This is a genomic window from Streptomyces sp. NPDC052109 (assembly GCF_040680195.1).
Taxonomy (GTDB): Bacteria; Actinomycetota; Actinomycetes; order Streptomycetales; family Streptomycetaceae; genus Streptomyces.
Window position 1 is genome coordinate 811,840 of the sequence record NZ_JBFAWF010000001.1, and the last position, 25,295, is coordinate 837,134.

Below are 25,295 nucleotides of genomic sequence, written 5' to 3' on the forward strand. Positions count from 1 at the left end.
GCCCCCGACCCGGGCGCCTCACCGCTCGACTGCGACGGCTTCGAGACGCGCCGCTGCTGTCGCCGAACCGGCAGAAGCCGCTGTCGCGTCCGCGACCCCAAGGCCCCGGCGGGACCGGTCCTCACGATCGACCCCGCCACCCTCACCACCTTCGCGAACCGGGCCGCTACAGCCGCTGGATGATCGTCCCGGTCGCCAGTCCGCCGCCCGCGCACATGGTGATGAGGGCGAACTCCTTGTCCGTGCGCTCCAGTTCGTGCAGGGCGGTGGTGATCAGGCGGGCGCCCGTCGCGCCCACCGGGTGACCGAGGGCGATCGCACCGCCATTCACGTTGACCTTGTCCAGGTGCTGTTCGAAGACCTGGGCCCAGCTCAACACCACCGACGCGAAGGCCTCGTTGATCTCGACCAGGTCGATGTCCTTCAGGGACATCCCGGCCTTCCCCAGCACCGCGCTCGTCGCGTCGATCGGGCCGTCCAGGTGGAAGTGCGGGTCGGCGCCGACGAGTGCCTGGGCGACGATGCGTGCCCTCGGCTTCAGCTTCAGGGCGCGAGCCATGCGCTTGGAGGCCCACATGATGGCCGCCGCGCCATCGGAAATCTGCGACGAGTTGCCCGCCGTGTGGACGGCCGTCGGCATGACCGGCTTCAGACCGGCCAGCGCCTCCGGGGACGTGTCCCGCAGTCCCTCGTCCTTGTCGACCAGCCGCCACATGCCCTGACCGGCGTACTGCTCCTCCTCGGTGGTCGGCACCTGGACGGCGAACGTCTCACGCTTGAAACGTTCCTCCGCCCAGGCGAGGGCCGCCCGCTGCTGGGAGAGCAGGCCCAGCGCGTCGACGTTCTCGCGGGTCAACTCCCGGCGGCGGGCGATGCGTTCGGCCGCCTCGAACTGGTTGGGGAGGTCGACGTTCCACTCGTCGGGGAACGGCTTGCCGGGGCCGTGCTTGGAGCCGGAGCCCAGCGGGACCCGGGACATCGCCTCGACGCCGCAGCTGATGCCGACGTCGATCACGCCTCCGGCGACCATGTTGGCCACCATGTGCGAGGCCTGCTGTGAGGAGCCGCACTGGCAGTCGACGGTCGTGGCGGCCGTCTCGTAGGGGAGGCCCATGGCCAGCCAGGCGGTGCGCGCGGGGTTCATGGACTGTTCGCCGGCGTGGGTGACCGTGCCGCCGACGATCTGCTCGACGGCGTCGGCGGGGATGCCGGTGCGGCCGAGGAGTTCACGGTAGGTCTCGCCCAGGAGATAGGCGGGGTGCAGATTGGCGAGCGCGCCGCCGCGCTTGCCGATCGGGGTGCGTACGGCTTCGACGATCACGGGTTCGGCGGCCATGGGTGCGGGTCCTCTCCGAGAGGGCTCTCCTCCAGAACTAGTACGCGTTCTAGTTCTGCTCAGCAGTCTGCTGACGTGATGTCCACCACCGCAAGGGTCTTGCAGGTGCCGAAGTTTTGATCTGCACGAATTCCGCACGGATTGGGGTCGCCGTGCCTCTTGCTACTTGTAGAACCCGTTACTACCTTCACGGCACCCGCTGATGGGCCGTCAGAACTCGACGACGGGAGCCGCCGATGCACTGCCCCGCGCTGCCCGACGGGTTCGATCTGACCGATCCGGACCTGCTGCACCACCGCGTGCCCCTGCCCGAGTTCGCCGAACTGCGCCGCACCGAGCCGGTCCGCTGGATCGCGCAGCCGCACGGCATTGCGGGCTTCGCCGACTCCGGCTACTGGGCCGTGACTCGGCACGCGGACGTCAAACACGTCTCCACGCACCCGGAACTCTTCTCCTCCACCGTCAACACCGCGATCATCCGCTTCAACGAGCACATCGAGCGCGACGCGATCGACGCGCAGCGGCTGATCCTGCTCAACATGGATCCTCCGGAACATACGCGGGTGCGGCAGATCGTGCAGCGGGGCTTCACGCCACGTTCCATCCGCGCCCTGGAGGACCGGCTCCGCGCGCGTGCCGAGGCCATCGTGGCGGGTGCCCGCGCCCGCTCCGGGCCCTTCGACTTCGTCACCGAGGTCGCCTGTGAACTGCCGCTCCAGGCCATCGCCGAACTGATCGGCGTACCCCAGGAGGACCGGTCCAAGATCTTCGACTGGTCCAACAAGATGATCGCCTACGACGATCCCGAGTACGCCATCACCGAGGAGGTCGGCGCACAGTCTGCCGCCGAGATCATCGCCTACGCGATGAACATGGCCGCCGAGCGCAAGCGGTGCCCGGCGCACGACATCGTGACGACGCTGGTCGCGGCGGAGCACGAGGGCAACCTCAACTCCGACGAGTTCGGCTTCTTCGTGCTGATGCTGGCGGTGGCCGGGAACGAGACCACCCGCAACGCCATCACCCACGGCATGCACGCCTTCCTCACCCACCCCGTCCAGTGGGACCTCTTCAAGCGCGAGCGCCCGGCCACCACCGCCGAGGAGATAGTCCGCTGGGCGACCCCGGTCAACGCCTTCCAGCGGACGGCCACCCAGGACACCGAGTTGGGCGGGGCCGAGATAAAGAAGGGCGACCGGGTCGGGCTGTTCTACGCCTCCGCCAACCACGACCCCGAGGTCTTCACCGACCCCGACGCCTTCGACATCAGCCGCGACCCCAACCCCCACCTCGGCTTCGGCGGTGGCGGCCCCCACTACTGCCTGGGCAAGTCCCTGGCGATCCTGGAGATCGACCTGATCTTCAGCGCGCTCGCCGACGCCATGCCGGGCCTGCGGCTGGCCGACGAGCCCCGGCGGCTGCGCTCGGCCTGGATCAACGGGGTCAAGGAGCTCCAGGTCACCACCGGCTGACCCGGCGGGTCGGCCCACCCCGAGGGAGGCAGGAGCACCCCTACCCCAACGCCCTGTTCCTGCCTCCCCCGAGGTCCTCTCCCGAGGCCGGCGGCGCTCACTCCCGGCCGGACGCCACCACCGCCAGCACGCCCGACGCGGCCGCCGCGATCAGCAGTGGGACGCCCAGGCCGTGATGAAGGACCAGCAGCGCGCCCAGGCAGGCGCCTGCGAACATCGCGATCGCCGAGGCCGTGCGGCGCGGGGAGCGGTGGGCGGTGCCGTCACCGAGCCGCGACTCGGAGGCCAGACCGGTCAGGGTCATGGTCTGGACGGTGGTGGTCAGGTCGGGGACGCCCAGTTTGCGGACCGTCGCGTTGCGCAGGCCCATCGCGTACCCCGTGAGGCCGATCAGGGCGTACACCGTGCCGGTGGCGTGCGGCCAGGCGAAGGCGACGACCGCGGACAGGCCCACCAGGGCCGTTTCGGCGGCAAGGGTGAGGCGGGCCCAGGTGCGGCGCGATTCCTTGCCGACGCGGGCCGCCAGCCGGCCGCCGGTCACCGCGCCCAGCAGGAAGCAGGCCAGCGAGGTCGCCGTGTGCGGCACGGAGAAGCCGGGCGTGCCGGCCGCCGCGAAGCCCAGGACGACGACGTTGCCGGTCATGTTGGCCGTGAAGACCCGGCCGAGGCCAAGATAGCTGACGGCGTCGATCAGACCGCTCACCACGGTCAGGAGCAGCAGCACGACCACCAGCCGCAGCCCACGCGCCTCCGGGTCCGGGGCGGGCGCCTCCTGGGTCGGTGCCGTGGTCATCGTTCCTCCGGTGGGCCGGACGGACAGGGTGAGGACAACTCCACCATGGGCGCGGGGGAATCTCGGATGTCCCGGTGGAGCGTGTCTCCGTAGCGTTCAGGCCATGACACAGGACACGGGCAAGTGGACCGGGAGCACAGCCAGTTGGGGCGTCCGCAGGGGAGCGTCCGCCGCGCTCGCCGCCCTGGTGCTCGCCGGCGCCGGCGCCGCACCGGTCGCCTACGCCGCCGACGGGCACGCCGCGGGGCACGCCGGCGCGCAGCAGCAGGGCCGGCGCGGGGAGGTCGTCTCGGTCGTACCGGTCGCCGAGCACAGCAAGGCCGAGATCGCGACGGAGCTCCGGGACCAGCACGTCGGCACCGACTCGCTGCGCCACGGCGTCCGGGCGTACCGGGTGACGTACCGAACGGTGGACCCGTACGGCCGGCCCACCACCGCAACCGGCCTGCTCACCCTCCCGGAGGGCGGCGGACGCCGGCTCGCCCTGGTCTCCGACACGCACGGCACCATGGCCGACCGGGACTACGCGCCCTCCGTCGCCGAGGGCGCGCGGGCCCAGTCGTACCTCTTCGCCTCCACCGGCCGCGCGGTCGCCGCGCCCGACTACCTGGGCCTCGGCGAGGGGCCCGGCCCGCACCCCTACATGGACACCCGCTCCTCGGTGACGGCGTCCGTGGACATGCTGCGGGCGGCCCGTACGGCGGCACGCGGGCTGGGCCGCACGGTCACCGGGGACCTGTACGTCACCGGCTTCTCCCAGGGCGGCCAGGTCGCGACGGCACTGGCCCGGGCGGTCCAGGGCGGGGACGCGCCCGGCTTCCGGCTCAAGGCGCTCGCACCGGTGGCGGGACCCTACGACCTGGCGGGGACCGAGATGCCGGCGCTCACGAACGGGCGGGTCAACGACATCAGCGGTGTGTTCTACACCTCGTACTTCCTCGTCGCCCAGAACCGGCTGCACCCCATCTACCAGGACCCGGCCGAGGTGTTCCGGCAGCCGTACGCCGGCCGTGTGGAGCGGCTCTTCGACGGGCGCCACGAGGACGAGGACATCATCCGCCAGCTCGCGCCGAACGTGAGGGCCCTGCTGACGGACGACTTCTACCGGCAGCTCACGCACCCGACGGGCGGCTTCCGCGAGGCGCTGCGCGCCGACGACGGCACCTGCGACTGGAAGCCGGACGTGCCGGTGCGGCTGTACGCCGGTGACGACGACACGGACGTGCCGATCGGCAACGCCCGGACATGCGCGCGCACCCTCGCCCGGCGGGGGGCGAGGGTGCGGTTGCTCGACATGGGCGCCGTCGACCACAACGGGTCGTACCGGGCGGCGCTGTCCCGGATCGCGCGCTGGTTCAGCGGCGGGGCGGCCTAGTCAGGCGTCCGGCGGGGGAGCGGCCGGGGAGCGGCTCAGTACCAGCCGTTCGCCTGCCAGAAGGACCAGGCCTTCACGGGGCTGCCGTAGCGGGACTTCATGTAGTCCAGACCCCACTTGATCTGGGTGGCCGGGTTGGTCTTCCAGTCGGAACCGGCGGAGGCCATCTTGGAGCCCGGCAGGGCCTGGACCAGGCCGTAGGCGCCGGAGGAGCTGTTCGTGGCCGACGGGTTCCAGCCGCTCTCGTGCGAGACGATCTTGTTGAACGCGTTGAACTGCGCGGCGTCCGGGATCATCTTGTGCGCGATCGCCTGAGCGGAGGAGGCCGAGGTCGGGGCGGCCTGGGCGGGCGCCGCGGACAGCGCCATACCGGCGGTGGCGGCGGCCACGGCGGCGACGGTGAGGGCCTTCTTCGGGGAAGCGATGCGGCGGATGAAGGAGACGGACACGGAGTACCTCTTGCGTCGGGGACGGGGCATCGCCCGCATGGAACGGACCACGCGCTGTGGCCGCATGCGTCGGCGCCTCGGCCCTGTGGGCTTGTGGCGCCTGGCGACGTCGTCCAGAGAAGCAGGCCGGAAAGCCGTCCGCAATGACCCCTTTTACTAGTTGTGGCCGGATAGGGGGGAATCGTCTTCTCTGTGATCTGGCTCTCAAAGTGCAGGTCAGTGAGGGTGTCGTACGGGGCGCATCGGACATTTCGTACTACGGCCCCGTGTCGTAGGTGACGTGCGTCATGTGGGGTGCTTCACCGTCTTGCTCCTAAAACGGATATGTGGCCTCACTGGCTGCGCTCGTCGAATGTGACGGCGGTCTCGAAAGCGGCCCTCCGCGTGGCCCGGCGCAGGGCGCGCAGCGCGGCCGGGCCGAGGGCGAGGGTCAGCACCACCGTGCACAGGGCCCGGCCCAGGTCCCAGCCCAGCGAGGTGGCCAGGCAGTAGGCCAGGAAACGGGCCAGGTTGGCGGGGACGGAGGCATGCGCGTCGAAGGAGATGTTCGAGGCGGCGGCGCCCATGAACGGCCAGCCGGCCAGATTCATGACCGTGCCGTAGGCGAGCGAGGCGAGGAAGCCGTATGCCGCGAGGAGCGCCGACTCGGCACGGCCGCGCAGCCGGACCGCCCCCGGCAGCAGCCCGGCGCCCATCGTGAACCAGCCCATCGACAGCATCTGGAACGGCAGCCACGGCCCGACCCCGCCGGTGAGCAGCGCGGACGCGAACATCGTCACCGAACCGAGGGTGAAGCCGAAGCCGGGGCCCAGCACCCGACCGCTGAGCACCATCAGGAAGAACATCGGCTCGATCCCGGCCGTCCCCGCGCCGATCGGCCGCAGCGCGGCCCCCGTCGCGGCCAGCACGCCCAGCATGGCCACGGCCTTCGGCCCGAGGTCCGACTCGGAGATCGTCGCCGCCACGACGGCGACCAGCAGCACCAGCAGACCGGCGAAGAGCCAGGGGGCGTCCTGGGCGTGCGCGCTCAGCTGCGAGGTCGGCGGCGCGAGGAAGGGCCAGCCGAAGCCGACCACGCCGACCGCGCTGACCAGGGCCAGCGCGGCGAGGGATCGGGGGCCGAGACGGATGGCGTGCAAGCGCGGTGGCGCGGTCATGCCCGCAGGGCCTCCCGCACTTCGGTCACGGTGAGCCACTGCTGCGGGGCGAGGATCTTCGTCACCTGCGGGGCGAAGGACGGTGAGGAGACGACGATCTGCGCCGTGGGCCCGTCGGCTATGACCTCTCCCTCGGCGAGCAGCACCACCCGGTGCGCGAGCTCGGCCGCCAGCTCCACGTCATGCGTGGCCAGCACGATCGCATGCCCCTCGGCGGCGAGCCCGCGCAGCACGGTCACCAGGCGGGCCTTGGCCGCGTAGTCCAGGCCGCGGGTCGGTTCGTCGAGCAGGAGCAGGGGCGGGCGGGCGGTCAGCACGACGGCCAGGGCCAGCGCCAGGCACTGGCCCTCCGACAGGTCGCGGGGGTGTGTGTCGTCCGTGATCCCCGGCAGCAGCCCGGACACGAGCGCGCGGCAGGTCCCCGGTGCGGCGCCGGCGTCCCGGTCGGCCGCCGCGCACTCGTCGGCGACCGTGTCCGCGTAGAGGAGGTCCCGCGGTTCCTGGGGGACCAGGCCGACGCGGCGCACCAGGTCGGCGGGGGCGGTGCGGTGAGGGGTGACTCCGCCGACGGCGACGGTGCCCGAGGTCGGCGGCACCAGTCCGACGAGGGAGCCGAGCAGGGTGGACTTTCCGGCGCCGTTGCGGCCCATCAGGGCGACGGTCTCTCCGGGGGCGACGGTCAGGTCCGTGCGGCGCAGGGCGGTGACGCGGCCCCGGCGGACGGAGAGGGCGGTCACCTCGGCGACGGGGCTGCGCGAGGGTTCCGCGGTGGCGGGGGAGCTGCGGCGCCGGAAGAGGAAGCGGCGCGCGGTACCCCCCAGGGGCGCGGGAAACGGCGCGACCGGCCCCGACGGACCCGCGTCCGCGGTGTCCTGCGTACCCGCGACCGCGGATGCGGCCAGCCTTTCCTTCAGGTCGCCGGCGCGACGGCGGGCGTCTCGTACCGTCAGGGGAAGGGGAGACCAGCCCGCCAGCCGCCCCAGGGCCACCACCGGTGGGTACACGGGGGAGACCGCCATCACCTCCGGTGGGGTGCCCACGACGGGGGGTGCGGCGGGGGCCGGGAGGAGGACGACGCGGTCGGCGTAGTGGATCACGCGTTCCAGCCGGTGCTCGGCCATCAGGATCGTCGTGCCGAGGTCGTGCACCAGGCGCTGGAGCACCGCCAGGACCTCCTCCGCCGCGGCCGGGTCCAGCGCCGAGGTCGGCTCGTCCAGGACCAGCACGCGCGGGTGCGGGGTGAGGACCGAGCCGATCGCGACCCGTTGCCGCTGGCCGCCGGACAGGGTGGCGATGGGGCGGTCGCGGAGGGCGGCCAGGCCCAGCAGGTCCAGGGTCTCCTCGACCCGGCGCCGCATCACCTCCGGGGCGAGCCCCAACGACTCCATGCCGTAGGCGAGTTCGTCCTCCACCGTGTCGGTGACGAAGTGGGCCGGCGGGTCCTGGCCCACGGTACCCACCACGTCCGCCAGTTCGCGCGGCTTGTGGGTACGGGTGTCCCGGCCCGCCACCGTGACCCGGCCGCGCAGGGTGCCGCCGGTGAAGTGCGGCACCAGCCCGCTCACCGCACCGAGCACGGTCGACTTGCCGACCCCGGACGGGCCGACGAGCAGCGCCAGTTCGCCTTCCGGCACCTCGAAGTCGACGCCGCGCACGCTGGGTTCGGCCGCACCGTCGTACGTCACGCTGACATCCTCGAAGCGGATCACGACGGCTCCTTGGGGACGACGAAGGCGGGCAGGAGGGCGAGGAGGACCACCGCGGCGGGCCACAGGGGCAGGGCCGGGGTGACGAGGGGGACGACGCCCGGGTGCAGCGCCTCCGGGTCGTGGGCGGAGGCCAGGCCGAGCAGTGCGGCGACCGCGGCACCGGAGCCGGCCACCAGCCAGGCCCGCGCGTCCCACGGGTCCGGGCGGTACCGGGTGCGCAGGGAGCGCCGGCCGCCCAGTCTCAGGCCCGCGAGCGCGGCGGCGACCCCGGCGAACAGCAGCGGGAGGCCGTACGTGCCGCCCTCCGCGGTGAGCAGCCCGTAGGTGCCGGCGCAGACGCCCAGCAGGCCGCCGAGGGTGAGCGCGGCCGTCGTGCGGCGGACCCGGGCGGGCACCTCGGCACTGCGGCCGTAGCCGCGGGCCTCCATCGCGGCGGCGAGCGCGACCGACCGCTCCAACGCCCCCTCCAGCACCGGCAGTCCGACCTGGAGCAGGCCGCGCAGGCCCCGGTCCGGACGGCCGCGCAGCCGGCGGGCGGCCCGCAGGCGCTGCACGTCGGCGATGAGGTGCGGCGCGAAGGTGAGGGCGACGACCACGGCGACGCCGGCCTCGTACAGGGCGCCGGGGAGGGACTTGAGGAGGCGGGCGGGGCTCGCGAGCGCGTTGGCCGCGCCCACGCAGATCAGGAGCGTGGCGAGCTTCAGACCGTCGTAGGCGGCGAAGACGAGCGCCTCGGCGGTGACCCTTCCGCCCAGGCGGATGCCCTGTGCCCAGTGCGGGAGGGGCACTTCGGGGAGGGTGAGGAGGGTGTGGGTGCCGGGGATGGGGGAGCCGAGCACCACCGCGAAGAGGAGGCGGACGAGGAGGACGGCGAGGGCGAGTCTGGCGAACGCCGGGTAGGCGCGGGCGGCGGGGGTGCCGGTGCGGTGCGTCGCCACGACGTAGGCGGAGGCGGATATGAGGAGGGCCAGAAGGAGGGGGTTGGTGGTGCGGGTGGCAGCCGTACCGAGCGAAAGGGCCCACAGCCACCAGGCACCGGGGTGAACGGTGGGGCGGGAGCACCCCGAAGGGCCGCGGGGCTGCCTCCGACGTGCGGCTCCCGCCGCGTGGGCACGGTCGGCCCCCGCCGGGGCGCAGTCAGACGGAGTCATCGCGTCGCCGTCGGGACCGCCACACCGCCGCGCCTGCCAGCAGGGCGACGACGCCCGCGCCGATCGGCAGGCCCAGCGAAGGCCCACCGTCCGAACCGTTCTCGTCCCCGGCCTTCACGGGCGCCGCCTGCTTCCCCACCGAAACCTGCTCCCCGCACCCCTTCTTCGGATACCCGGCGATCGCGCACAGCAGGGCGTTGGTGTCGTAGCGCAGGGGCGGGGCGACGGCCGCCAGGGCGTCCGCCGTCGTCGCGTCGGCGGCGACGCGCACGCACGCTGTACGACGGCCCGGCGGTGTCTCGCCGGACGGCGCGTCCGCCGGGGTGCCGAAGTCGAGGACGAGGGCCACCCGCTTCGCACCGGACTTCGCGGGCGTCCCCGCACAGATCGTGCCGAAGTCCGCCGCACCGCGCGGCCGGCTCGCGTCCGCCGAGTCCTCGCTCACCGCGAAGCGGAAGCCCTCCACGGCACCGTCGTCGGGACGGGCGGTCGACGGGCCCTGCGTGGCGTACGTCCAGTGCCCGGCCGTCCGCTCCCAGAAGGACCAGTAGCGGTAGCCGGTGGCGTGCGCCTGGGCGGCGGCGGCCGGCAGCACGAACGCGGCCAGCACAACGACGCTCGCGGCGCGGCGGACCGCGGTCACGGCTGCCGCTTCTTGCGGCCGCTGAGCAGGAAGCCGATACCGATGCCCGCGACGAGGCAGACGCCGACGAACCACCACACGCCGAAGCTCGAGCCGCCGTCGGCCTTCTTGGTCGCGGGCGCGGCGGAGTCCATGTGCGGGGCCGGTCCCAGCTCGTTGAGGGACCGGACCAGGCTGGTGCCGCCGAAGTCACCCGGCTGCGCGCCGACCGCGTGCGCGGCGAGGATCAGCTGGGCGTACGCCGCCGGACCGCTCTGCACCGCCCATTGACCGGCGTTCTTCTCCAGCCAGCCGTACGTCTTCTTCGCCTGCTCGGTCCGGCCGTCCGCGGCGAGTGCGACGACCGTGTCCGCCGTGTTCCCGAAGTCCGGCTGGTCCTTGGCGCCGGGCAGCGTGGAGAGGAGGTGGCCGGACCTGTCGACGGCCGCCGCGAGGTACGCGCCGGCGTTGTCCGCCACTCGCGCCGGGCTGGGACGGCCGGTCTTGACGCAGGAGGCCTGCACGGGTGCCTTGCCGGCCTCGGCCACGAACCCCTTGCCGAGCGCGCCGAGCACCCCGGCCGCCGTGGCGTCCGCGTTGGCGGCCGACCTGCCCTTCTTGTCCGGCTGGTAGGCGAGGGCGCCGCCGCCGTCCTGGTCGCAGGGGAGGGACATGGCGGCGAGAAGGTCGTAGGGAGACCTGCCCGCCTTGTTCACCTTCGCCGGGTCCGCACCGGTCACGGCCAGCGCGCCCACGACCACGGACGTGGAGTTGGTGTCGCTGGCCCCGCCGGGGGAGTAGCCCCAGCCGCCGTCCTTGTTCTGCACGGACTTCAGCCAGTCGACCGCCTTGCCGACGGCGTCCTCGTGCCCGCCGACGGCCCGCAGGGCCTGCACCGCGGCCGCGGTGCTGTTGGTGTCCACCATGACCTTGCCGTCGCAGGCCTTGGCGGGGGTGGCCCGGAACGCGGCGAAGGCACCGTTCGCGCACTGCTGGCCGGCGAGCCAGGCCACGGCCGTGGCGGCGGGCCGGTAGCCGAGCGTCCGCTGTGCGATCAGGGTCAGCGACTGCCGCCACACACCGTCGTAGGTCGGGTCGGACGTGCCGTACAGGCCCGACGGGATCGCGACCTTCGGCGAAGGAGTCGGGGACTGGCCGGCGGCCGTGGCGGGCGCGGCGGCGGCCAGCACGCCGACGGCGGCTAGGGCCACGGCACTGCGGCGGACGTTCATGGTCGGCGACTGCCTCTCCTGCGGGGAACCGGCAGCGCACGGGCGACCCCGGGCGGCTCGGTTCCGTAAACCTCGACGGTGTCGTGCGCGACGGGCCGCCGACGCACGCGAGCCGGTCAACGTCCCGCCCGGGGCGGTCCGGCTCACCGTCTTGTGACGGCTCACGGATGAGGGTGCCCCCGGGCTCGAGCGGAGCCGAGGACATGGCGGAGGATCAGCGCCGGAATTGCACCGGCTTCCCCCCGTACGGGTGTGATGACGACTCCGCCACTTTACCGGCAGCCCGGATCAGCCTGAGGAGTGGCTGTGCGCACATGCTCCTGGTGACCGGGGTCACGATCACAAGGGCGGCGGTGCGGCGCGGCGGCGGCGCGGCCAACCTCCGGGCCGCGAGGCTCCCTTGACACGCGTCTGAGACGTGTGGGCGCGATCAGCCGCAACGCACCCGCTACGCCGCGTCCAGCGCCCGCTCACACTCCAAGGCATCCTCACCCTCAACCACCCAGTACTCGCGCGAAGCCCGCCGGGCGGCACCGTCCGCGAAGCGAATCGCCGCCGCCCGCTGCCGTGTGGGCGTCACCTCCACCGCCGCCCCGCACGCCAGGGCCAGCGCCGCCCCCACCAGATCCACCCCCGTCGCCCGTTCCACCAGCCACGGGATCAGGTCGCCGGGAAGATGCGGCGCGACCCCGGTGACCCTCGGCCCGCGCTCGGTCAGCCGGAGGCCCACGTGCGCGACGGTGTGGGTGAGACCGAGCGCCCGTACCGCCTTCTCCACGGTCTGGCGCAGGAACCGGTTGTGCAGCAGCCCGTCATGCGCGTGGACCGAGTGCCGCAGCCGGGTCGTACGGGTGAGCGCGGTGATGCGGACCTCGTCGTCCAGGACGACGGCCTCGGCGGACACCTGCGGCCCCGCCGTGTCGTCCGGCCCCGCCGGCGCCACCCGGTGCCGGGCCAGCAGCGCCCGTGCCGCCGCCGCGTCGGCGCAGACGGCGGCCGTCTCGTACGACAGGCCGGGCAGGCCGAGCCGCCCGGCGATCCGCGCGGCGGCGGTCAGGTGCTCCCTGCTCCACGTCAGCACGCCGGCGACCGGATGCCGGGCCGCGTACCGCGCCACCGTCTCGGCCGTCTCCGCCTCCCGCGCCGGGTCGGCCGCGAGATGGCCGGACAGGTGGGGCCGCGCCCAGCCGGGCGCCGAGGCGTCGACCAGTACCACCGGGTGTACGGCGGCGATCCGCGCCAGCGGGAACCCGCCGTGTGCGGCCCGGCCGGCCCCGAGCAGAAGGACGGGCTGCGGCATCGGCGCATCACCTTCGTGGGGGAGACGGGACAGAGAATCGCCCCGGATGCCGCTCCCCCATCTGCGGCACCCGGGGCGGGTCGAAAGTTTGCTCTCTGTGTCGTGATCCTCACCCGTCGCGGCCGCAACTGTCAACGATTGCTGCCTCCTTGGGCAGGGACCCTTGTCACATCTGGTCGGCGAACGAGCGACCGGGTAGCCTCGCCGTCAGCCCGATCACCGAACGGACGACACTGCCCAGGGGGGACCTCGGTGAGTGACGCCTACGCCTCGCTGGCCCATGTCCTGGGCCGGCTGGGCGAGTTGACCGGCAGGCCCGGCCGGCTGCCGGAGGTCCTCGACGTGGCCGGCCTGTCCCATCGCACCGGCATCCCCGTCGGCATCGTCGTCGACCTGCTCGCCGGCGGCCGGGCACCCGAGAGCTGTCTGCCCCAACGGGTGCGCCAGCGACTGGACTTCATTCGCGAGACGCGGCGCAGGCCGGACGGCAAGCGATACTCGCTGGACGAGCTGGCGCGGATCGCCGGAACCAGCCGGCAGTGGCTGAGCGAATGGCGCAAGAGCGGGTTGCCGAGCCTGGAGCACACCGACCGGCTGCGCCGCTTCTTCGGCCTGCCGGCCGGCTTCTTCACCGCCGACGAACCGGAGGCGCTGCACGAGGCGCTGCGGCCGGTGCTCCAGGGGCTGGAGGCCGAGGCGGACCCGCTGGTGCGGCTGCGCGAGAGCGGGCTCGTCCGGCTCGCCGCCCGCGCCCCGCAGATGAACGCCCGCCAGCTCGCCACCCTCGCCGACCTCGCCGAGATGATCATCGCTGCGGAGCGTCGCGAGCTCGGCTGACCTCCGGGGACGGGGGCACCGGCCCCGTATCCGTCGACCCGGTAGGTCGCGACGTACGCGGTGGCGGTCGCCGTGCCCCTCCCGGTCACCGTGACCAGCACGTTGGACGTCAGGCGGCGGGAGAGCCGGTCGACGGGGCGTGAGCCGAAGCACGCACGCGGGGCCTCCCGGCCCTCGATCCGGCGCCCGTCTCCCGGCGGGGGCCGGTCCCAGACACTGTCCTCGGTGAACAGCTCGGCCACGGAAGCCGGTTCACCGAGACCGAGACGGTGGACGAGGTCGACGATCACGCGCTCACGGACGTGCTCCGCGAAAAGCCGTTCCAAGGGGTCCGTGCGGCGGTGCAGCAGGGGCGCACCGCGGCCGGCGAACGATTCACACCGCCACGTACGCCGTCGGCTCGCTCCCCGCCACCGCCTCCGCCCGCCCCTGCTTCACCAGGCGGCGCAGATGGGACTCGGCCTCCGAGACCGCGATGGTGCGGGAGCCGTAGGGGATCTCGGCCCAGGGACGGTTCCACTCCATGCGCTGGGCGAGCTGCCAGGGCGTGAGCGGCTCGGCGAGCAGGGCGAGCAGACCGGCCAGGCGCTGCTCGTGGTGGACGAGCAGCTCCCGTACCCGTCCGGTCGTGTCGGTGAAGGCGTGCTGGTGGGCGGGCAGGACCTCGGCCGGGGCGAGCCGGCCGATCCGCTCCAGGGAGTCGAGGTAGTCGCCGAGAGGGTCGGTCACGGTCGCGTCGTCCGGGTCCTCGTAGAGACCGATGTGCGGGGTGATCCGGGGCAGCAGGTGGTCGCCGCTGAACAGGCGGCCGTTGCCGGGCAGCCGGGCCGGGTGCTCCTCCTCCAGGTGCAGACAGACGTGGCCCGGGGTGTGGCCCGGGGTCCAGATCGCGCGCAGCCGGCGGCCGGGCAGGTCGAGGAGTTCGCCGGGGACGATCTCCCGGTCCGGCAGGGCCGGGGAGAGGCCGGGCAGGGAACGGGGGGTGCGCAGCGGCGCCAGGTGTTCCTCCGGGGCGCCGGCCGCCGCGAGTTTGGCGCTCATGTAGCTGAACCAGCGCTCGGGCCGGGCTTCCCGGGTGCGCCGTACGACCGCGGTGTCGGCGGCGTGCATCGCCAGCCACGCGCCCGAGGCCTCGCGCACCTTCGCCGACAGGCCGTGGTGGTCGGGGTGGTGATGCGTGATGACGACGCCGTACACCTCCGAGACCGCCGTACCGCAGGCGGCCAGCCCGGCCACGAGCGCGTCCCAGGACGCGGGGTCGTCCCACCCGGTGTCCACCAGCACCGGTCCCCGGTCGGTGTCCACGACGTACACCAGTGTGTGGCCGAGGGGGTTGTCCGGGATGGGAACCGCCACGGACCGTACGCCCCCGCCGTGTTCGAACGCCATCACCATCAGCCCTCCGCCCCACCGCCCGCCCTCACGGCCATTGCCCACTATAACTAGAACTGGTTCCAAAGGTCGCCCAAGTCGACTGATGTCGCGGGGGGTTGCGCTGACCTGCGCTGAGGTCGGTGGTGCTCTCCGTCTCTGTGGACGACGGGCGCCGCCCGCGCGGTCCCGCCGTGCGGTGGGGCTGCCCTGACGGGTTCCGGGCCATGGTCGATGTCGGAGCCGGTTGCGGACGTCCGTGGACTAGTTCAAGTAGAACTGGTATCAGTTCTGAAGCAGCGTCAGATACGTGCGGTGCGGCGGGAGGCGGACGGTCATGGCCGAGCTCGTGGAACACGGACAGCTGTTCATCGGCGGGGAGTTCACCGACCCCCTGGGCAAGCAGGTCATCGAGGTGATCTCCCCGCACACCGAGGAGGTCATCGGCCGTGTGCCGCACGCCTCCCGGCAGGACGTGGACCGGGCCGTGGCCGTCGCGCGCCGCGCCTTCGACGAGGGTCCGTGGCCGCGGGCCGCCCAGGCGGAGCGGATCGAGGTCGTCACCCGCATCAAGGACGGCATCGCCGCCCGGCACGAGGAGATCGCCCGGGTGATCTCCTCCCAGAACGGCTCCCCGTACTCCTGGAGCGTGCTCGCCCAGGCGCTCGGCGCGATGATGGTGTGGGACGCGGCGATCAGGGTGGCGCGGGACCATACGTACGAGGAGCGCCGGGACGGTGTCCTCGGGCCGATCCTCGTCCGCCGTGAGCCGGTCGGCGTCGTCGCCGCCGTGGTCCCCTGGAACGTCCCGCAGTTCGTCGCCGCCGCCAAGCTCGCGCCCGCGCTGCTGGCCGGTTGCCCGGTCGTGCTGAAGCCGTCCCCGGAGTCCCCCCTGGACGCGTACCTCCTGGCGGAGATCGCGCGCGACGCAGGGCTGCCCGAGGGCGTCCTCTCCGTCCTCCCGGCCGACCGCGAGGTCAGCGAGTACCTGGTCGGTCACCCCGGCATCGACAAGGTCTCCTTCACCGGCTCGGTCGCGGCCGGCAAGCGGGTCATGGAGGTGGCCGCCCGCCATCTCACCCGGGTCACACTGGAGCTGGGCGGCAAGTCGGCGGCGGTCGTCCTGCCGGACGCGGACGTGCGGACGGCGGTGGCCGGCATCGTCCCGGCGGCCTGGATGAACAACGGGCAGGCGTGCGTGGCGCAGACCCGCATACTCGTCCCGCGCACCCGCTACGACGAGTTCGCCGACGCCTTCGCGGCAGCCGCGAGCGCGCTGCACGTCGGCGACCCGCTCGACCCCGCCACCCAGGTCGGCCCGCTGGTCGCCCGGCGCCAGCAGCAGCGCAGCCTCGACTACATCCGGATGGGGCAGGAAGAGGGCGCCAAGGTGCTCACGGGCGGTGGCCGGCCGGCGGGGCTGGAGAAGGGCTGGTACGTCGAGCCGACCCTCTTCGGCGACGTCGACAACGGCATGCGGATCGCCCGCGAGGAGATCTTCGGCCCCGTCATCTGCCTGCTCCCGTACGGCGACGAGGCCGAGGCCGTGGAGATCGCCAACGACTCCGACTACGGCCTGTCCGGCAGCGTGTGGACGGCGGACGTCGAGCACGGCATCGACATCGCCCGGCAGGTCCGCACCGGCACCTACTCGGTCAACACCTTCAGCCTGGACATGCTCGGCCCGTTCGGCGGCTACAAGAACTCCGGCCTGGGCCGGGAGTTCGGCCCGGAGGGCTTCGGCGAGTACCTCGAGCACAAGATGATCCACCTGCCGGCGGGGGCCTGAACATGGGCGACCGCTGGCACGTCGAGGTCGACCGGTCGGTGTGCATCGGCTCGGCCCAGTGCCTCCACCACGCCCCGCACGCCTTCCGCCTCGACTCCGCCCGCCAGTCCCATCCGGTCCAGGCGGACACCGACGCCGGCGAACCCGTCCTGGAGGCGGCCGAGAGCTGCCCGGTCGAGGCGATCGTGATCACGCTGCTGGAGGGCGGGGAGGCCGTGTTCCCGCCGGACGAGTAGCGGTGCCGGAGCCGCCGGGCACGCTCCAGTGGTTCCGGCGGACCGCTGAGGGTGGGCAGCCTGACCGGTGGGTGGCACGGTTCTGTCAGGGGCTCGGTTGAAATCCGGCGAAATCTCCGTCTGTGTGCACGGACGATCCGCCGGGCACGCGGAACGCGCCGCCGATGACGTCGATGGTCGATTCCATCACATCGAGAACGGGGCGACCGGACTTCGGGCAGGCGACCACATCGAGGACCGGATGCTTTCCCGCGCCGGACCCAGGACGGGGTACGGCACCGCCCCAGGGCGTACAGCGAGGTGTCAGCGTTCGACGCCCGGTTCCGTCAGGTCGATCAGGCGGCACACCGTCTCGATGTCGATCTTCACTTGTGCGATGGAGGCGCGGCCCGACAGCCAGGTGATCAAAGCCGAGTGCCAGGTGTGCTCGATCACCCGGACCGCCGAGAGCTGCTCGGGGGTGGGGTTCTCCAGGCCCATCGCGTCCAGGATGATCAGGGTCGTCTGGCGGGAGACCTGGTCGACCTCGGGCGAGACGCTGCGGTCGGCGAAGGTCAGGGCGCGGACCATCGCGTCGGCCAGGTGCGGCTCGCGCTGGAGGGCGCGGAAGGCCCGCATCAGGGTCTCGGCGACCCGCTCGGCGGCCGTCTCCCCCGTGGGGGGCTTCTTGCGCAGCGTGCCGTGCATGTGCTCCAGCTGGTCCTGCATGGTGGCGACCAGCAGGTGGACCTTGGACGGGAAGTACCGGTACAGCGTGCCGAGCGCGACCTGCGAGGACTCGGCGACCTCGCGCATCTGCACGGCGTCGAAACCGCCCCGGCTGGCGAGCTGCGCGCTCGCGTGCAGGATCCGGCGGCGGCGGGCCTCCTGCCGCTCGGTGAGCGGCGACGAGGCGGGCCGGACCGTACTGGCTTCCACCTTGGATTCCGCAGGCATGGGTCCCGTTCCGTGACAGTCGGTGAAGGCGTCTGTGGGGCACGTGATCAGACAGCATGGCAGGGCGGCGCGCCGTGGCGCGAATCACCTGATCCACTGCTCACAGCGCCCCTACCTGCCGGTAGATTCAGAGCCTCTTGAACGATCAAGTCTGAAACTTGTTCTAGATTAGCGTCCCGTCGTAATCTCGCGGGACAGCGCAGGCAGAAGGGGGCACGGAGTGACCGCTGAGGCCCGGGTTGCGGGCGCCGACCAGGACCCCGCTGCCGACGGCGAGCGACCGCTCGACATCGCGCTCCTCACCTATAAAGGGAACCCGTTCTGCGGCGGTCAGGGTGTCTACGTACGCCACCTCTCGCGTGAGCTGGCCCGGCTGGGCCACCGCGTCGAGGTCATCGGATCCCAGCCGTACCCCGTCCTGGACGAGGGGTACCCCCGGCTCACCCTCACCGAGCTGCCCAGCCTCGACCTCTACCGCCAGCCGGACCCCTTCCGTACCCCGGGGTGGGGCGAGTACCGGGACTGGATCGACGCCCTCGAAGTCGGCACGATGTGGACCGGCGGCTTCCCCGAGCCGCTGACCTTCTCCCTGCGTGCCCGCCGTCATCTGCGCGCGCGGCGCGGTCAGTTCGACGTCGTCCACGACAACCAGACGCTCGGCTACGGCCTGTTGGGCGACATCGGCGCCCCCCTCGTCACCACCATCCACCACCCCATCACCGTGGACCGGCAGCTGGAGCTGGACGCCGCGGAGGGCTGGCAGCGCCGCTACTCCGTGCGCCGTTGGTACTCCTTCACCCGGATGCAGAAGCGCGTCGCGCGCCGGCTGCCCTCGGTCCTCACCGTCTCCGGCACCTCCCGGCAGGAGATCGTCGACCACCTCGGTGTCCGCGACGACCGCGTTCACGTGATCCACATCGGCGCCGACACCGATCTGTTCGCGCCGAATCCGGCCGTGCCCGAGGTGCCGGGCCGGATCGTCACCACCTCCAGCGCCGATGTGCCCCTCAAGGGGCTGGTGTTCCTGGTGGAGGCGCTGGCCAAGCTGCGCACCGAGCACCCGGCCGCCCATCTCGTCGTCGTCGGCAAGCGCCCCGCCGAGGGCCCGGTCGCGGCGGCGATCGAGCGGTACGGCCTCGAAGGCGCCGTCGACTTCGTCAAGGGCATCTCCGACGCGGAACTGGTCGACCTGATCCGCTCGGCCGAGGTCGCCTGTGTGCCCTCGCTGTACGAGGGCTTCTCGCTGCCCGCCGCCGAGGCCATGGCCACCGGCACCCCGCTGGTCGCCACCACCGGCGGCGCGATCCCCGAGGTCGCCGGCCGCGACGGCGAGACCTGCCTCGCGGTGCCGCCCGGCGACGCGGGGGCGCTGGCCGCCGGACTCGGCCGGCTGCTCGGGGACCGGGAGCTGAGGCTGCGGCTCGGCCGTGCCGGCCGTGAACGGGTGCTGCGGAAGTTCACCTGGGCCCGCGCCGCGGAGGGCACGGTGGCCCGCTACCGCGAGGCCATCGCCCGCGACGGCCGCTCCGCGAGCCCCGCCCGCGACGCCCGTCCCGCGGGCGCCCGCCGCGACGGCCGCTCCGCGCCGAGCGACACCGGCTCCGCGGCCCCGATACCCGGCCGCCCCGCGGCCGCACCGAGTGTTGCTACCGCGACCTCGACGAGGGTCGCGTCCGCGGCCTCGACGAGTGACACCGGCGTCTACCCCGAAAGCAGGGCCACGTGCTGACCGTCGACTTCTCCCGGTTCCCGCTCGCCCCCGGCGACCGAGTCCTGGACCTCGGCTGCGGTGCCGGCCGGCACGCCTTCGAGTGCTACCGGCGCGGCGCCCAGGTCGTGGCCCTGGACCAGAACGGTGAGGAGATCCGCGAGGTCGCCAAGTGGTTCGCGGCGATGAAGGAGGCCGGGGAGGCGCCGGAGGGCGCCACGGCCACGGCCATGGAGGGCGACGCCCTGGCCCTGCCCTTCCCGGACGAGTCCTTCGACGTCGTCATCATCTCCGAGGTGATGGAGCACATCCCCGACGACAAGGGCGTGCTCGCCGAGATGGTCCGCGTGCTCAGGCCCGGTGGCCGGATCGCCGTCACCGTGCCGCGCTACGGCCCCGAGAAGGTCTGCTGGGCGCTGTCCGACGCCTACCACGAGGTCGAGGGCGGCCACATCCGCATCTACAAGGCCGACGAGCTGGTGGCGAAGGTCCGCGAGGTGGGGCTGAAGCCGTACGGCACCCACCACGCGCACGCGCTGCACTCGCCGTACTGGTGGCTGAAGTGCGCGTTCGGCGTCGACAACGACAAGGCGCTGCCGGTACGGGCGTACCACAAGCTGCTGGTCTGGGACATCATGAAGAAGCCGCTCGCCACCCGGGTCGCCGAGCAGGCGCTGAACCCGCTGATCGGCAAGAGCTTCGTGCTCTACGCGACCAAGCCGCACCTGCCGCGTCTGTCCGGCGCCGGGGCGGCGGCCGAGACCTCCGAGGCGGCCGCCAAGTGACCACCCCCCGGACAGAACACCTCGTCCTGCCCGGGGTCCTCACCGCCGAGCAGGCTGCCGTGACCGTCCACGGCATCCTCGCCGTGCAGCGGGAGGACGGCGCGATCCCCTGGTTCCGCGGGCACCACCTGGACCCCTGGGACCACACCGAGGCCGCGATGGCCCTGGACGCGGCCGGCGAGCACGAGGCCGCCGAGCGGGCCTACGACTGGCTGGCCCGGCACCAGAACGAGGACGGCTCCTGGTACGCCGCCTACGCCGACGGCGCGCACGACGACGTCACCGACCGCGCCCGCGAGTCCAACTTCGTCGCCTACATAGCCGTGGGCGTCTGGCACCACTACCTGTCCACCGGCGACGACACCTTCCTGGACCGCATGTGGCCGACCGTCTACGCGGCCGTGGAGTGGGTGCTCGCCCTCCAGCAGCCCGGCGGCCAGATCGGCTGGCGCCGCGAGGACGACGGCACGCCCACCGCGGACGCCCTGCTCACCGGCAGCTCCTCGGTCCACCACGCGCTGCGCTGCGCGCTCGCCATCGCCGAACAGCGTGAAGAGCCGCAGCCGGACTGGGAGTTGGCGGTCGGCGCGCTGCGGCACGCGATCCGCCGGCACCCCGAGCGCTTCCTCGACAAGGACCGCTACTCGATGGACTGGTACTACCCGGTCCTCGGCGGCGCGCTGACGGGCGAGGAGGCCAGGGCCCGCATCGCGGAGTCCTGGGACCGGTTCGTCGTACCGGACCACGGCGTGCGCTGCGTGGTCCCCAACCCCTGGGTGACCGGCGGCGAGTCCAGCGAACTCGCGCTCGCGCTGTGGGCGGTGGGGGAGTCCGACCGCGCCCTGGAGATCCTCCAGTCCATCCAGCATCTGCGCGATCCGGAGAGCGGCCTGTACTGGACGGGCTATGTCTTCGAGGACGACGCCATCTGGCCCCGGGAACTCACCAGTTGGACGGCCGGATCCCTCCTCCTCGCCGTCGCCGCGCTGGGCGGCCACGAGGCCACCTGCGCGGTCTTCGGCGGGGACCACCTGCCGGTGGGGCTTGACCCGGACTGCTGCTAGGCCCGGTCAGCCGGTCTCAGTGCCGGTGCATCCGGTTGGCGATGGCGTGGCCCACGAACAGGTAGACCACCGCGGCGAGGCCGTAGCCTGCGACCACGCGGGCCCAGGCCTCGTTGAAGGTGAAGAGGTCGTGGGACCACCCGGCCAGCCAGGCGGCGGCGTCGTGGACGAACTGGACCAGGCTGTTGGCCCGGTTCGCGTCCAGCAGGTACATGAGGATCCACAGGCCGAGGATCAGCGCCATGATGTCGGCGACGACCGCGATGACCGTCCCGGCCTGATTCGCACCGTTGCGATATCGAGGAGACATACCCTCCGGATTGCCGGGCCGCAAGCGCTGAAACCCGAACGGCCTCCCCCGAGTGGCGGAAGCCGCGGCTTCGGGTGAGGCTGCCGGAGGAAGCAAACCGCTCGGGGACGACACGTCCGGAGGACCCCGTGCCCGTACCCATACGGCGTCTCTGCGTGGCGCTCACCCTGTGCTGCGCCCTGCTGGCCGGCTCCACCGCCTGCGGCAGCGGCGAGAAGACCGGTACGAAGGAGGCCGCGGCGATGCCGGCGATGCCCGCCGCCGCCACCCCCAACCCCACCACCTCCGCCGAACGGCAGAAGTTCGCCAAGACCCGGTTCGCGGCGAACGCGGGCCTCGCGGCGGGCGCGACCTACCAGTGGATCGTGAAGCCCTGGAAGGCCGGCAAGTTCAAGAAGGGCGCCCACGGCCGCAAGGCCGCCCTGGTGAAGGCCGCTCTGGCCGGCGCCTTCACCTACAACCGCCTCAAGGCGGCCCAGCGCAACGCCAAGGGTGACCCGGCCCTGTCCAGGGCGCTCGCGCCGCTCGGCGCCGGCATCGACGCCCTGAAGAACCTGCCGGCCAAGCTCCGCGGCGGTGACGGCAACGCGGCCGGTTCCTTCAACGACGTGATCGGCAAGGTCAAGGGCGCGGGCGCGAGCGCCGGCGCCCCGGTCAAGGACCAGGTGCCCTCGTCGTCGCAACTCGCCAAGGGCAGCTAGGAGTTCAGCTCCGCCAGCACCCTGAGGGTGTGCGGGTCCGGTGACAGGGCCAGCAGGTCGGTCACCGGGCCCGCGCGCCACAACTGCAGCCGCTCGGCGATGCGTTCACGCGGACCGACCAGCGAGATCTCGTCGGCGAAGGCGTCCGGCACGGCCAGCACGGCCTCCTCGCGCCGCCCCGCGAGGAACAGCTCCTGGATCCGCCGGGCCTCCTGCTCGTACCCCATGCGCGCCATGAGGTCGGCGTGGAAGTTGCGCGAGGCGTGCCCCATCCCGCCGATGTAGAAGCCCAGCATGGCCTTGACGGGCAGCAGCCCCTCGGCAACGTCGTCGCACACCTTCACCCGGGCCATCGGGGCCACCAAGAACCCCTCGGGCAGCTCGTGCACCACCTCCCCGTACACCTCGGGCCGGCTCGGCGCCCAGTACAGCGGCAGCCAGCCGTCGGCGACGCGGACGGTCTGGGCCACGTTCTTCGGGCCTTCGGCGCCCAGGAGGACGGGCAGGTCGCCCCGCAGCGGATGGGTGACGGACTTCAGCGGCTTACCGAGCCCGGTGCCGTCCGGCCCCCGGTACGGCACCGGATGGAACCGCCCGCCCGAGACCACCGGCGCCTCGCGCCGCAACACCTGCCGTACGACGTCCACATACTCCCGGGTCGCGGTGAGCGGCGACTTCGGGAAGGGGCGGCCGTACCAGCCCTCCACCACCTGCGGCCCGGACAGGCCGAGCCCGAGCATCATCCGCCCGCCGGAGAGGTGGTCCAGGGTGAGCGCGTGCATCGCGGTGGTGGTCGGCGAGCGGGCGGCCATCTGGGCAACGGCCGTACCCAGCCCGATCGTCGACGTCTGTGCGGCGATCCAGGTCAGCGGGGTGAAGGCGTCCGAGCCCCAGGACTCCGCCGTCCACACCGAGTGGTAGCCGAGCCGCTCGGCCTCACGGGCGAGCGGCACCTGACCGGCGTCCGGGCCGCGTCCCCAGTAACCGAGTGCGAGACCGAGCCGCATCCGCCTGCCTCCTGACGAACCGTCAGTTAACTGCTGGGGGGCGACTGTACGGCAACGGCCCCGCGCCCGGAAGGGGCGAGGGGCCGTGTGCGGCGGTGTGCGGGGCTCAGCCGCGCTGGATGCCGGAGGTGTCCTGGAGCACGCCACGGCGGCCGTCCTGCGTCTGCGCGACGAGCGCGGCACCGCGCTGCTCGACGGCCAAATACCAGGTGCCCGGGGTCAGTTCGGCGATCGGGGTCGGCGAGCCGTCCTCCGCGAACAGCGGACGGGCCGCCGGCACGGCGAACCAGAACGGCGAGAAGTCCGCAGGGGCCGCCGGCTGCGCCGCCGGAGCGCCCTGGGGCTGCTGCCCGAACGGCTGGCCCGGCTGCGGCTGCGCACCGTACGGCTGCTGCGGCTGGGCACCCGGGTAACCGTAACCACTGGGCGGCTGGGCGCCGTAGGGCTGGGGGGCGACCGGCTTGGGTGCCGGGATCAGGGCGGCCTGGAGGGCGGGGACGAGGGGGGAGGCGATGGCGGCACCCGCGAGGACGAGAGCGGTGATGAGACCGAGGACGAGACCGGCGCCTGCGTCCACGCCGTCGGGCACGTCGATCAGCGTCCAGAGCAGCGTCCAGGCCGTCAGGATCGGGAACGCGGTGCCGACCTGGCCGAGGTCGAGCCCCAGCACCTTGCGGGGCTGCGGCTGGCAGCGGTTGACGACGATGAGGACGGCACCGATGACCGCGCCCATGTAGATGCCCAGGCCCATGCCCAGGTCGTCCCACGCGTTACGGCTCTGGCCGGCACCGAAGCCGGAGATGCTCTCGAAAGTGAGGAACGACGCGATGAACAGCACCACCGCTGCTCCGATCACCACGCCGTCGCCTCTAGTGAGGGAGCGGATATTCACTTCAGGTCCTTCGTAGGTCGTCTCGTCGTCGGTAGACACTACCGTCCGCAAGATCCGGCTGTCCGGCCGGTTGTGCCCACCGGTCAGGAAGCGCGCAGGAAACTCACGATTCCCTCAGAGATCCCTTGCGCGGCCCGCTGCCGCCAGGCTCCGCTGGTCAGCAGTGCCGCGTCCTTGCTATCGCGCATGTTGCCGCACTCGATGAAGACCTTGGGAACCGTTGACAGATTGAGACCGCCCAGGTCGGTGCGCGTGACGAGACCGGTGCCGTTGCCCAGGTAGTTGGAAGGCGGCTCCCCGGTGTCGCGCAGGAACGTGCCGGCGATGCGCGTACCGAGGTCGCGGGAGGGGCCGACGATCGGGCGGGTGTCGGCGGCACCCGCGTGCACGGACCCGGGAAGGATGACGTGGAAGCCGCGGTCGCCCTGCGCGGCGCCGTCGGCGTGGATGGAGATCGCCGCGTCGGCGTGCGCGGCGTTGCCGATCCGGGCCCGCTGGTCCACGCACGGCCCCCAGGCCGGGCTGTCGCCGTCACGGGTCAGCTCGACCGTGGCGCCCTGCTGCTCCAGCAGCGCGCGCAGCCGGTGGGCGACGTCGAGGGTGAACCGGGCCTCGGTGTAACCGGCGTTGGTGGACGTGCCGGTGGTGTCGCACTCCTTGCGGTTGGTGCCGATGTCCACCTGGCGGTTGATCTCGGCCGTGTGCCGGAAGTTGCCCTGGTTGTGCCCGGGGTCGATGACGACGACCTTCCCCTTCAGCGGCCCGGACGCGGGCGCCTGCGAAGGACGCTTGCCGTCGTCCGGCTTGCCGTCGTCCGTGGGGGAGGCGGAGCGGAGCGACGACCCGGAGACGGAGGAGGACACGGACGTGGGCGCCGCGGAGACGGTACGGTCCGAGCCGCCTCCTCCGCCACCGCCCGTCGCCTCGTACACCACCCAGCCGAGCAGCGCACCGGGCACCAGCGCGGCGAGCACCACGGCCAGCGGACCGCGCCGGGGCCGGCGCTGTTGCGGGGGTTCGAACTCGGGGCCTACGTACGACACGTCTGTGACTCTAACCGGGG

At 72.7% G+C, this 25,295-nt stretch carries 24 protein-coding genes and 1 pseudogene; 9 read left to right on the top strand and 16 right to left on the bottom strand.

Going from position 1 to position 25,295, the window contains the following annotated elements; all coding sequences use genetic code 11:
* Positions 1–166 precede the first annotated feature (166 nt).
* Positions 167–1,336 (bottom strand): steroid 3-ketoacyl-CoA thiolase, encoded by a 1,170-nt coding sequence (locus tag AB0L59_RS03670; protein WP_365578777.1) that lies wholly within the window; start codon positions 1,334–1,336, stop codon positions 167–169.
* A gap of 236 nt (positions 1,337–1,572) precedes the next feature.
* Here AB0L59_RS03670 and AB0L59_RS03675 point away from each other — a divergent pair, with 236 nt between their 5' ends.
* Positions 1,573–2,808, top strand: a complete 1,236-nt coding sequence (locus tag AB0L59_RS03675) for a cytochrome P450 (RefSeq protein WP_365578779.1) — start codon at positions 1,573–1,575, stop codon at positions 2,806–2,808.
* Between the two features lie 97 nt (positions 2,809–2,905).
* Here the strand turns inward: AB0L59_RS03675 and AB0L59_RS03680 are convergent, their stop codons facing one another.
* Complete coding sequence (locus AB0L59_RS03680; RefSeq protein ID WP_365578781.1) at positions 2,906–3,601, bottom strand: YoaK family protein; 696 nt, start codon at positions 3,599–3,601, stop codon at positions 2,906–2,908.
* Between the two features lie 103 nt (positions 3,602–3,704).
* Between AB0L59_RS03680 and AB0L59_RS03685 the strand changes: the two genes are divergently transcribed.
* Positions 3,705–4,976, top strand: a complete 1,272-nt coding sequence (locus AB0L59_RS03685; RefSeq protein ID WP_365578783.1) for an alpha/beta hydrolase — start codon at positions 3,705–3,707, stop codon at positions 4,974–4,976.
* Between the two features lie 35 nt (positions 4,977–5,011).
* Here the strand turns inward: AB0L59_RS03685 and AB0L59_RS03690 are convergent, their stop codons facing one another.
* The 7 genes from AB0L59_RS03690 to AB0L59_RS03720 form a co-directional block, all read right to left on the bottom strand.
* Entirely contained in the window at positions 5,012–5,425 is a 414-nt protein-coding gene (locus tag AB0L59_RS03690) for a transglycosylase SLT domain-containing protein (RefSeq protein ID WP_365579501.1), read from the bottom strand.
* Between the two features lie 332 nt (positions 5,426–5,757).
* Positions 5,758–6,582 carry an ECF transporter S component gene (locus tag AB0L59_RS03695; protein WP_365578785.1) on the bottom strand — a complete coding sequence of 275 codons (825 nt, stop codon included), beginning with the start codon at positions 6,580–6,582 and terminating at the stop codon, positions 5,758–5,760.
* Complete coding sequence (locus AB0L59_RS03700; protein ID WP_365578787.1) at positions 6,579–8,291, bottom strand: ATP-binding cassette domain-containing protein; 1,713 nt, start codon at positions 8,289–8,291, stop codon at positions 6,579–6,581. Before AB0L59_RS03700 ends, AB0L59_RS03695 begins: the two co-directional genes overlap by 4 nt.
* A complete protein-coding gene (locus AB0L59_RS03705; RefSeq protein WP_365578789.1) occupies positions 8,288–9,442 on the bottom strand; it encodes a CbiQ family ECF transporter T component in 1,155 nt (384 codons plus the stop codon). Before AB0L59_RS03705 ends, AB0L59_RS03700 begins: the two co-directional genes overlap by 4 nt.
* Positions 9,429–10,085: an SCO2322 family protein gene (locus tag AB0L59_RS03710; protein ID WP_365578791.1), complete on the bottom strand. Its 657-nt coding sequence runs from the start codon at positions 10,083–10,085 to the stop codon at positions 9,429–9,431. The genes AB0L59_RS03705 and AB0L59_RS03710 overlap by 14 nt, the downstream gene beginning before the upstream one ends.
* Positions 10,082–11,296, bottom strand: a complete 1,215-nt coding sequence (locus tag AB0L59_RS03715; RefSeq protein ID WP_365578793.1) for a prenyltransferase/squalene oxidase repeat-containing protein — start codon at positions 11,294–11,296, stop codon at positions 10,082–10,084. Before AB0L59_RS03715 ends, AB0L59_RS03710 begins: the two co-directional genes overlap by 4 nt.
* Before the next feature lie 448 nt (positions 11,297–11,744).
* Complete coding sequence (locus AB0L59_RS03720; RefSeq protein WP_365578795.1) at positions 11,745–12,596, bottom strand: hypothetical protein; 852 nt, start codon at positions 12,594–12,596, stop codon at positions 11,745–11,747.
* A gap of 252 nt (positions 12,597–12,848) precedes the next feature.
* Here AB0L59_RS03720 and AB0L59_RS03725 point away from each other — a divergent pair, with 252 nt between their 5' ends.
* Positions 12,849–13,433, top strand: coding sequence for a helix-turn-helix transcriptional regulator (locus tag AB0L59_RS03725; RefSeq protein ID WP_365578797.1), 585 nt, complete (start codon positions 12,849–12,851; stop codon positions 13,431–13,433).
* Positions 13,434–13,459: 26 nt separating this feature from the next.
* Here AB0L59_RS03725 and AB0L59_RS03730 read toward each other — a convergent pair.
* Positions 13,460–13,783: pseudogene (locus AB0L59_RS03730) on the bottom strand (nuclear transport factor 2 family protein); the annotation flags it as partial.
* A 25-nt stretch (positions 13,784–13,808) separates the two neighbouring features.
* Positions 13,809–14,828, bottom strand: a complete 1,020-nt coding sequence (locus AB0L59_RS03735; protein ID WP_365578799.1) for an MBL fold metallo-hydrolase — start codon at positions 14,826–14,828, stop codon at positions 13,809–13,811.
* A gap of 313 nt (positions 14,829–15,141) precedes the next feature.
* Here AB0L59_RS03735 and AB0L59_RS03740 point away from each other — a divergent pair, with 313 nt between their 5' ends.
* Both AB0L59_RS03740 and AB0L59_RS03745 read left to right on the top strand, forming a co-directional pair.
* On the top strand, positions 15,142–16,593 hold the full coding sequence (locus tag AB0L59_RS03740; protein ID WP_365578801.1) for an aldehyde dehydrogenase: 1,452 nt from the start codon (positions 15,142–15,144) through the stop codon (positions 16,591–16,593).
* 2 nt (positions 16,594–16,595) lie between these two features.
* The gene (locus AB0L59_RS03745) at positions 16,596–16,829 is read left to right on the top strand and encodes a ferredoxin (protein ID WP_365578803.1); all 234 of its coding nucleotides are present in this window, start codon (positions 16,596–16,598) and stop codon (positions 16,827–16,829) included.
* A 303-nt stretch (positions 16,830–17,132) separates the two neighbouring features.
* Here the strand turns inward: AB0L59_RS03745 and AB0L59_RS03750 are convergent, their stop codons facing one another.
* Positions 17,133–17,765, bottom strand: a complete 633-nt coding sequence (locus AB0L59_RS03750; RefSeq protein WP_365578805.1) for a TetR family transcriptional regulator — start codon at positions 17,763–17,765, stop codon at positions 17,133–17,135.
* A gap of 220 nt (positions 17,766–17,985) precedes the next feature.
* On the opposite strand from AB0L59_RS03750, the gene AB0L59_RS03755 reads away from it, so the two are divergent.
* The 3 genes from AB0L59_RS03755 to AB0L59_RS03765 are packed head-to-tail and all read left to right on the top strand — an operon-like array spanning position 17,986 to position 21,322.
* Positions 17,986–19,494 (top strand): glycosyltransferase, encoded by a 1,509-nt coding sequence (locus tag AB0L59_RS03755; RefSeq protein WP_365578807.1) that lies wholly within the window; start codon positions 17,986–17,988, stop codon positions 19,492–19,494.
* Complete coding sequence (locus AB0L59_RS03760; protein ID WP_365578809.1) at positions 19,488–20,258, top strand: class I SAM-dependent methyltransferase; 771 nt, start codon at positions 19,488–19,490, stop codon at positions 20,256–20,258. Before AB0L59_RS03755 ends, AB0L59_RS03760 begins: the two co-directional genes overlap by 7 nt.
* Positions 20,255–21,322 carry a prenyltransferase/squalene oxidase repeat-containing protein gene (locus AB0L59_RS03765; RefSeq protein WP_365578811.1) on the top strand — a complete coding sequence of 356 codons (1,068 nt, stop codon included), beginning with the start codon at positions 20,255–20,257 and terminating at the stop codon, positions 21,320–21,322. Before AB0L59_RS03760 ends, AB0L59_RS03765 begins: the two co-directional genes overlap by 4 nt.
* A gap of 16 nt (positions 21,323–21,338) precedes the next feature.
* Here the strand turns inward: AB0L59_RS03765 and AB0L59_RS03770 are convergent, their stop codons facing one another.
* Positions 21,339–21,632, bottom strand: coding sequence for a hypothetical protein (locus AB0L59_RS03770; protein ID WP_365578813.1), 294 nt, complete (start codon positions 21,630–21,632; stop codon positions 21,339–21,341).
* A gap of 128 nt (positions 21,633–21,760) precedes the next feature.
* Between AB0L59_RS03770 and AB0L59_RS03775 the strand changes: the two genes are divergently transcribed.
* Positions 21,761–22,333, top strand: coding sequence for a hypothetical protein (locus AB0L59_RS03775; protein ID WP_365578815.1), 573 nt, complete (start codon positions 21,761–21,763; stop codon positions 22,331–22,333).
* On the opposite strand, the gene AB0L59_RS03780 is transcribed toward AB0L59_RS03775, so the two are convergent.
* The 3 genes from AB0L59_RS03780 to AB0L59_RS03790 all read right to left on the bottom strand — a co-directional run bounded on the left by AB0L59_RS03780 (position 22,330) and on the right by AB0L59_RS03790 (position 25,275).
* Entirely contained in the window at positions 22,330–23,340 is a 1,011-nt protein-coding gene (locus AB0L59_RS03780) for an LLM class F420-dependent oxidoreductase (RefSeq protein ID WP_365578817.1), read from the bottom strand. The genes AB0L59_RS03775 and AB0L59_RS03780 overlap by 4 nt on opposite strands.
* 106 nt (positions 23,341–23,446) lie before the next feature.
* Positions 23,447–24,232 carry a DUF3824 domain-containing protein gene (locus AB0L59_RS03785; RefSeq protein ID WP_365578819.1) on the bottom strand — a complete coding sequence of 262 codons (786 nt, stop codon included), beginning with the start codon at positions 24,230–24,232 and terminating at the stop codon, positions 23,447–23,449.
* Between the two features lie 83 nt (positions 24,233–24,315).
* Positions 24,316–25,275, bottom strand: coding sequence for an N-acetylmuramoyl-L-alanine amidase (locus tag AB0L59_RS03790; protein WP_365578821.1), 960 nt, complete (start codon positions 25,273–25,275; stop codon positions 24,316–24,318).
* Between the last annotated feature and the right edge of the window lie 20 nt (positions 25,276–25,295).

What these genes read in the sequence shown, in the direction of transcription:
- AB0L59_RS03670 (WP_365578777.1), bottom strand. Translation starts at nt 1,336, where the DNA reads ATGGCCGCCGAACCCGTGATCGTCGAAGCCGTACGCACCCCGATCGGC.
- AB0L59_RS03675 (WP_365578779.1), top strand. Translation starts at nt 1,573, where the DNA reads ATGCACTGCCCCGCGCTGCCCGACGGGTTCGATCTGACCGATCCGGAC.
- AB0L59_RS03680 (WP_365578781.1), bottom strand. Translation starts at nt 3,601, where the DNA reads ATGACCACGGCACCGACCCAGGAGGCGCCCGCCCCGGACCCGGAGGCG.
- AB0L59_RS03685 (WP_365578783.1), top strand. Translation starts at nt 3,705, where the DNA reads ATGACACAGGACACGGGCAAGTGGACCGGGAGCACAGCCAGTTGGGGC.
- AB0L59_RS03695 (WP_365578785.1), bottom strand. Translation starts at nt 6,582, where the DNA reads ATGACCGCGCCACCGCGCTTGCACGCCATCCGTCTCGGCCCCCGATCC.
- AB0L59_RS03705 (WP_365578789.1), bottom strand. Translation starts at nt 9,442, where the DNA reads ATGACTCCGTCTGACTGCGCCCCGGCGGGGGCCGACCGTGCCCACGCG.
- AB0L59_RS03715 (WP_365578793.1), bottom strand. Translation starts at nt 11,296, where the DNA reads ATGAACGTCCGCCGCAGTGCCGTGGCCCTAGCCGCCGTCGGCGTGCTG.
- AB0L59_RS03720 (WP_365578795.1), bottom strand. Translation starts at nt 12,596, where the DNA reads ATGCCGCAGCCCGTCCTTCTGCTCGGGGCCGGCCGGGCCGCACACGGC.
- AB0L59_RS03735 (WP_365578799.1), bottom strand. Translation starts at nt 14,828, where the DNA reads ATGGTGATGGCGTTCGAACACGGCGGGGGCGTACGGTCCGTGGCGGTT.
- AB0L59_RS03740 (WP_365578801.1), top strand. Translation starts at nt 15,142, where the DNA reads ATGGCCGAGCTCGTGGAACACGGACAGCTGTTCATCGGCGGGGAGTTC.
- AB0L59_RS03745 (WP_365578803.1), top strand. Translation starts at nt 16,596, where the DNA reads ATGGGCGACCGCTGGCACGTCGAGGTCGACCGGTCGGTGTGCATCGGC.
- AB0L59_RS03750 (WP_365578805.1), bottom strand. Translation starts at nt 17,765, where the DNA reads ATGCCTGCGGAATCCAAGGTGGAAGCCAGTACGGTCCGGCCCGCCTCG.
- AB0L59_RS03770 (WP_365578813.1), bottom strand. Translation starts at nt 21,632, where the DNA reads ATGTCTCCTCGATATCGCAACGGTGCGAATCAGGCCGGGACGGTCATC.
- AB0L59_RS03780 (WP_365578817.1), bottom strand. Translation starts at nt 23,340, where the DNA reads ATGCGGCTCGGTCTCGCACTCGGTTACTGGGGACGCGGCCCGGACGCC.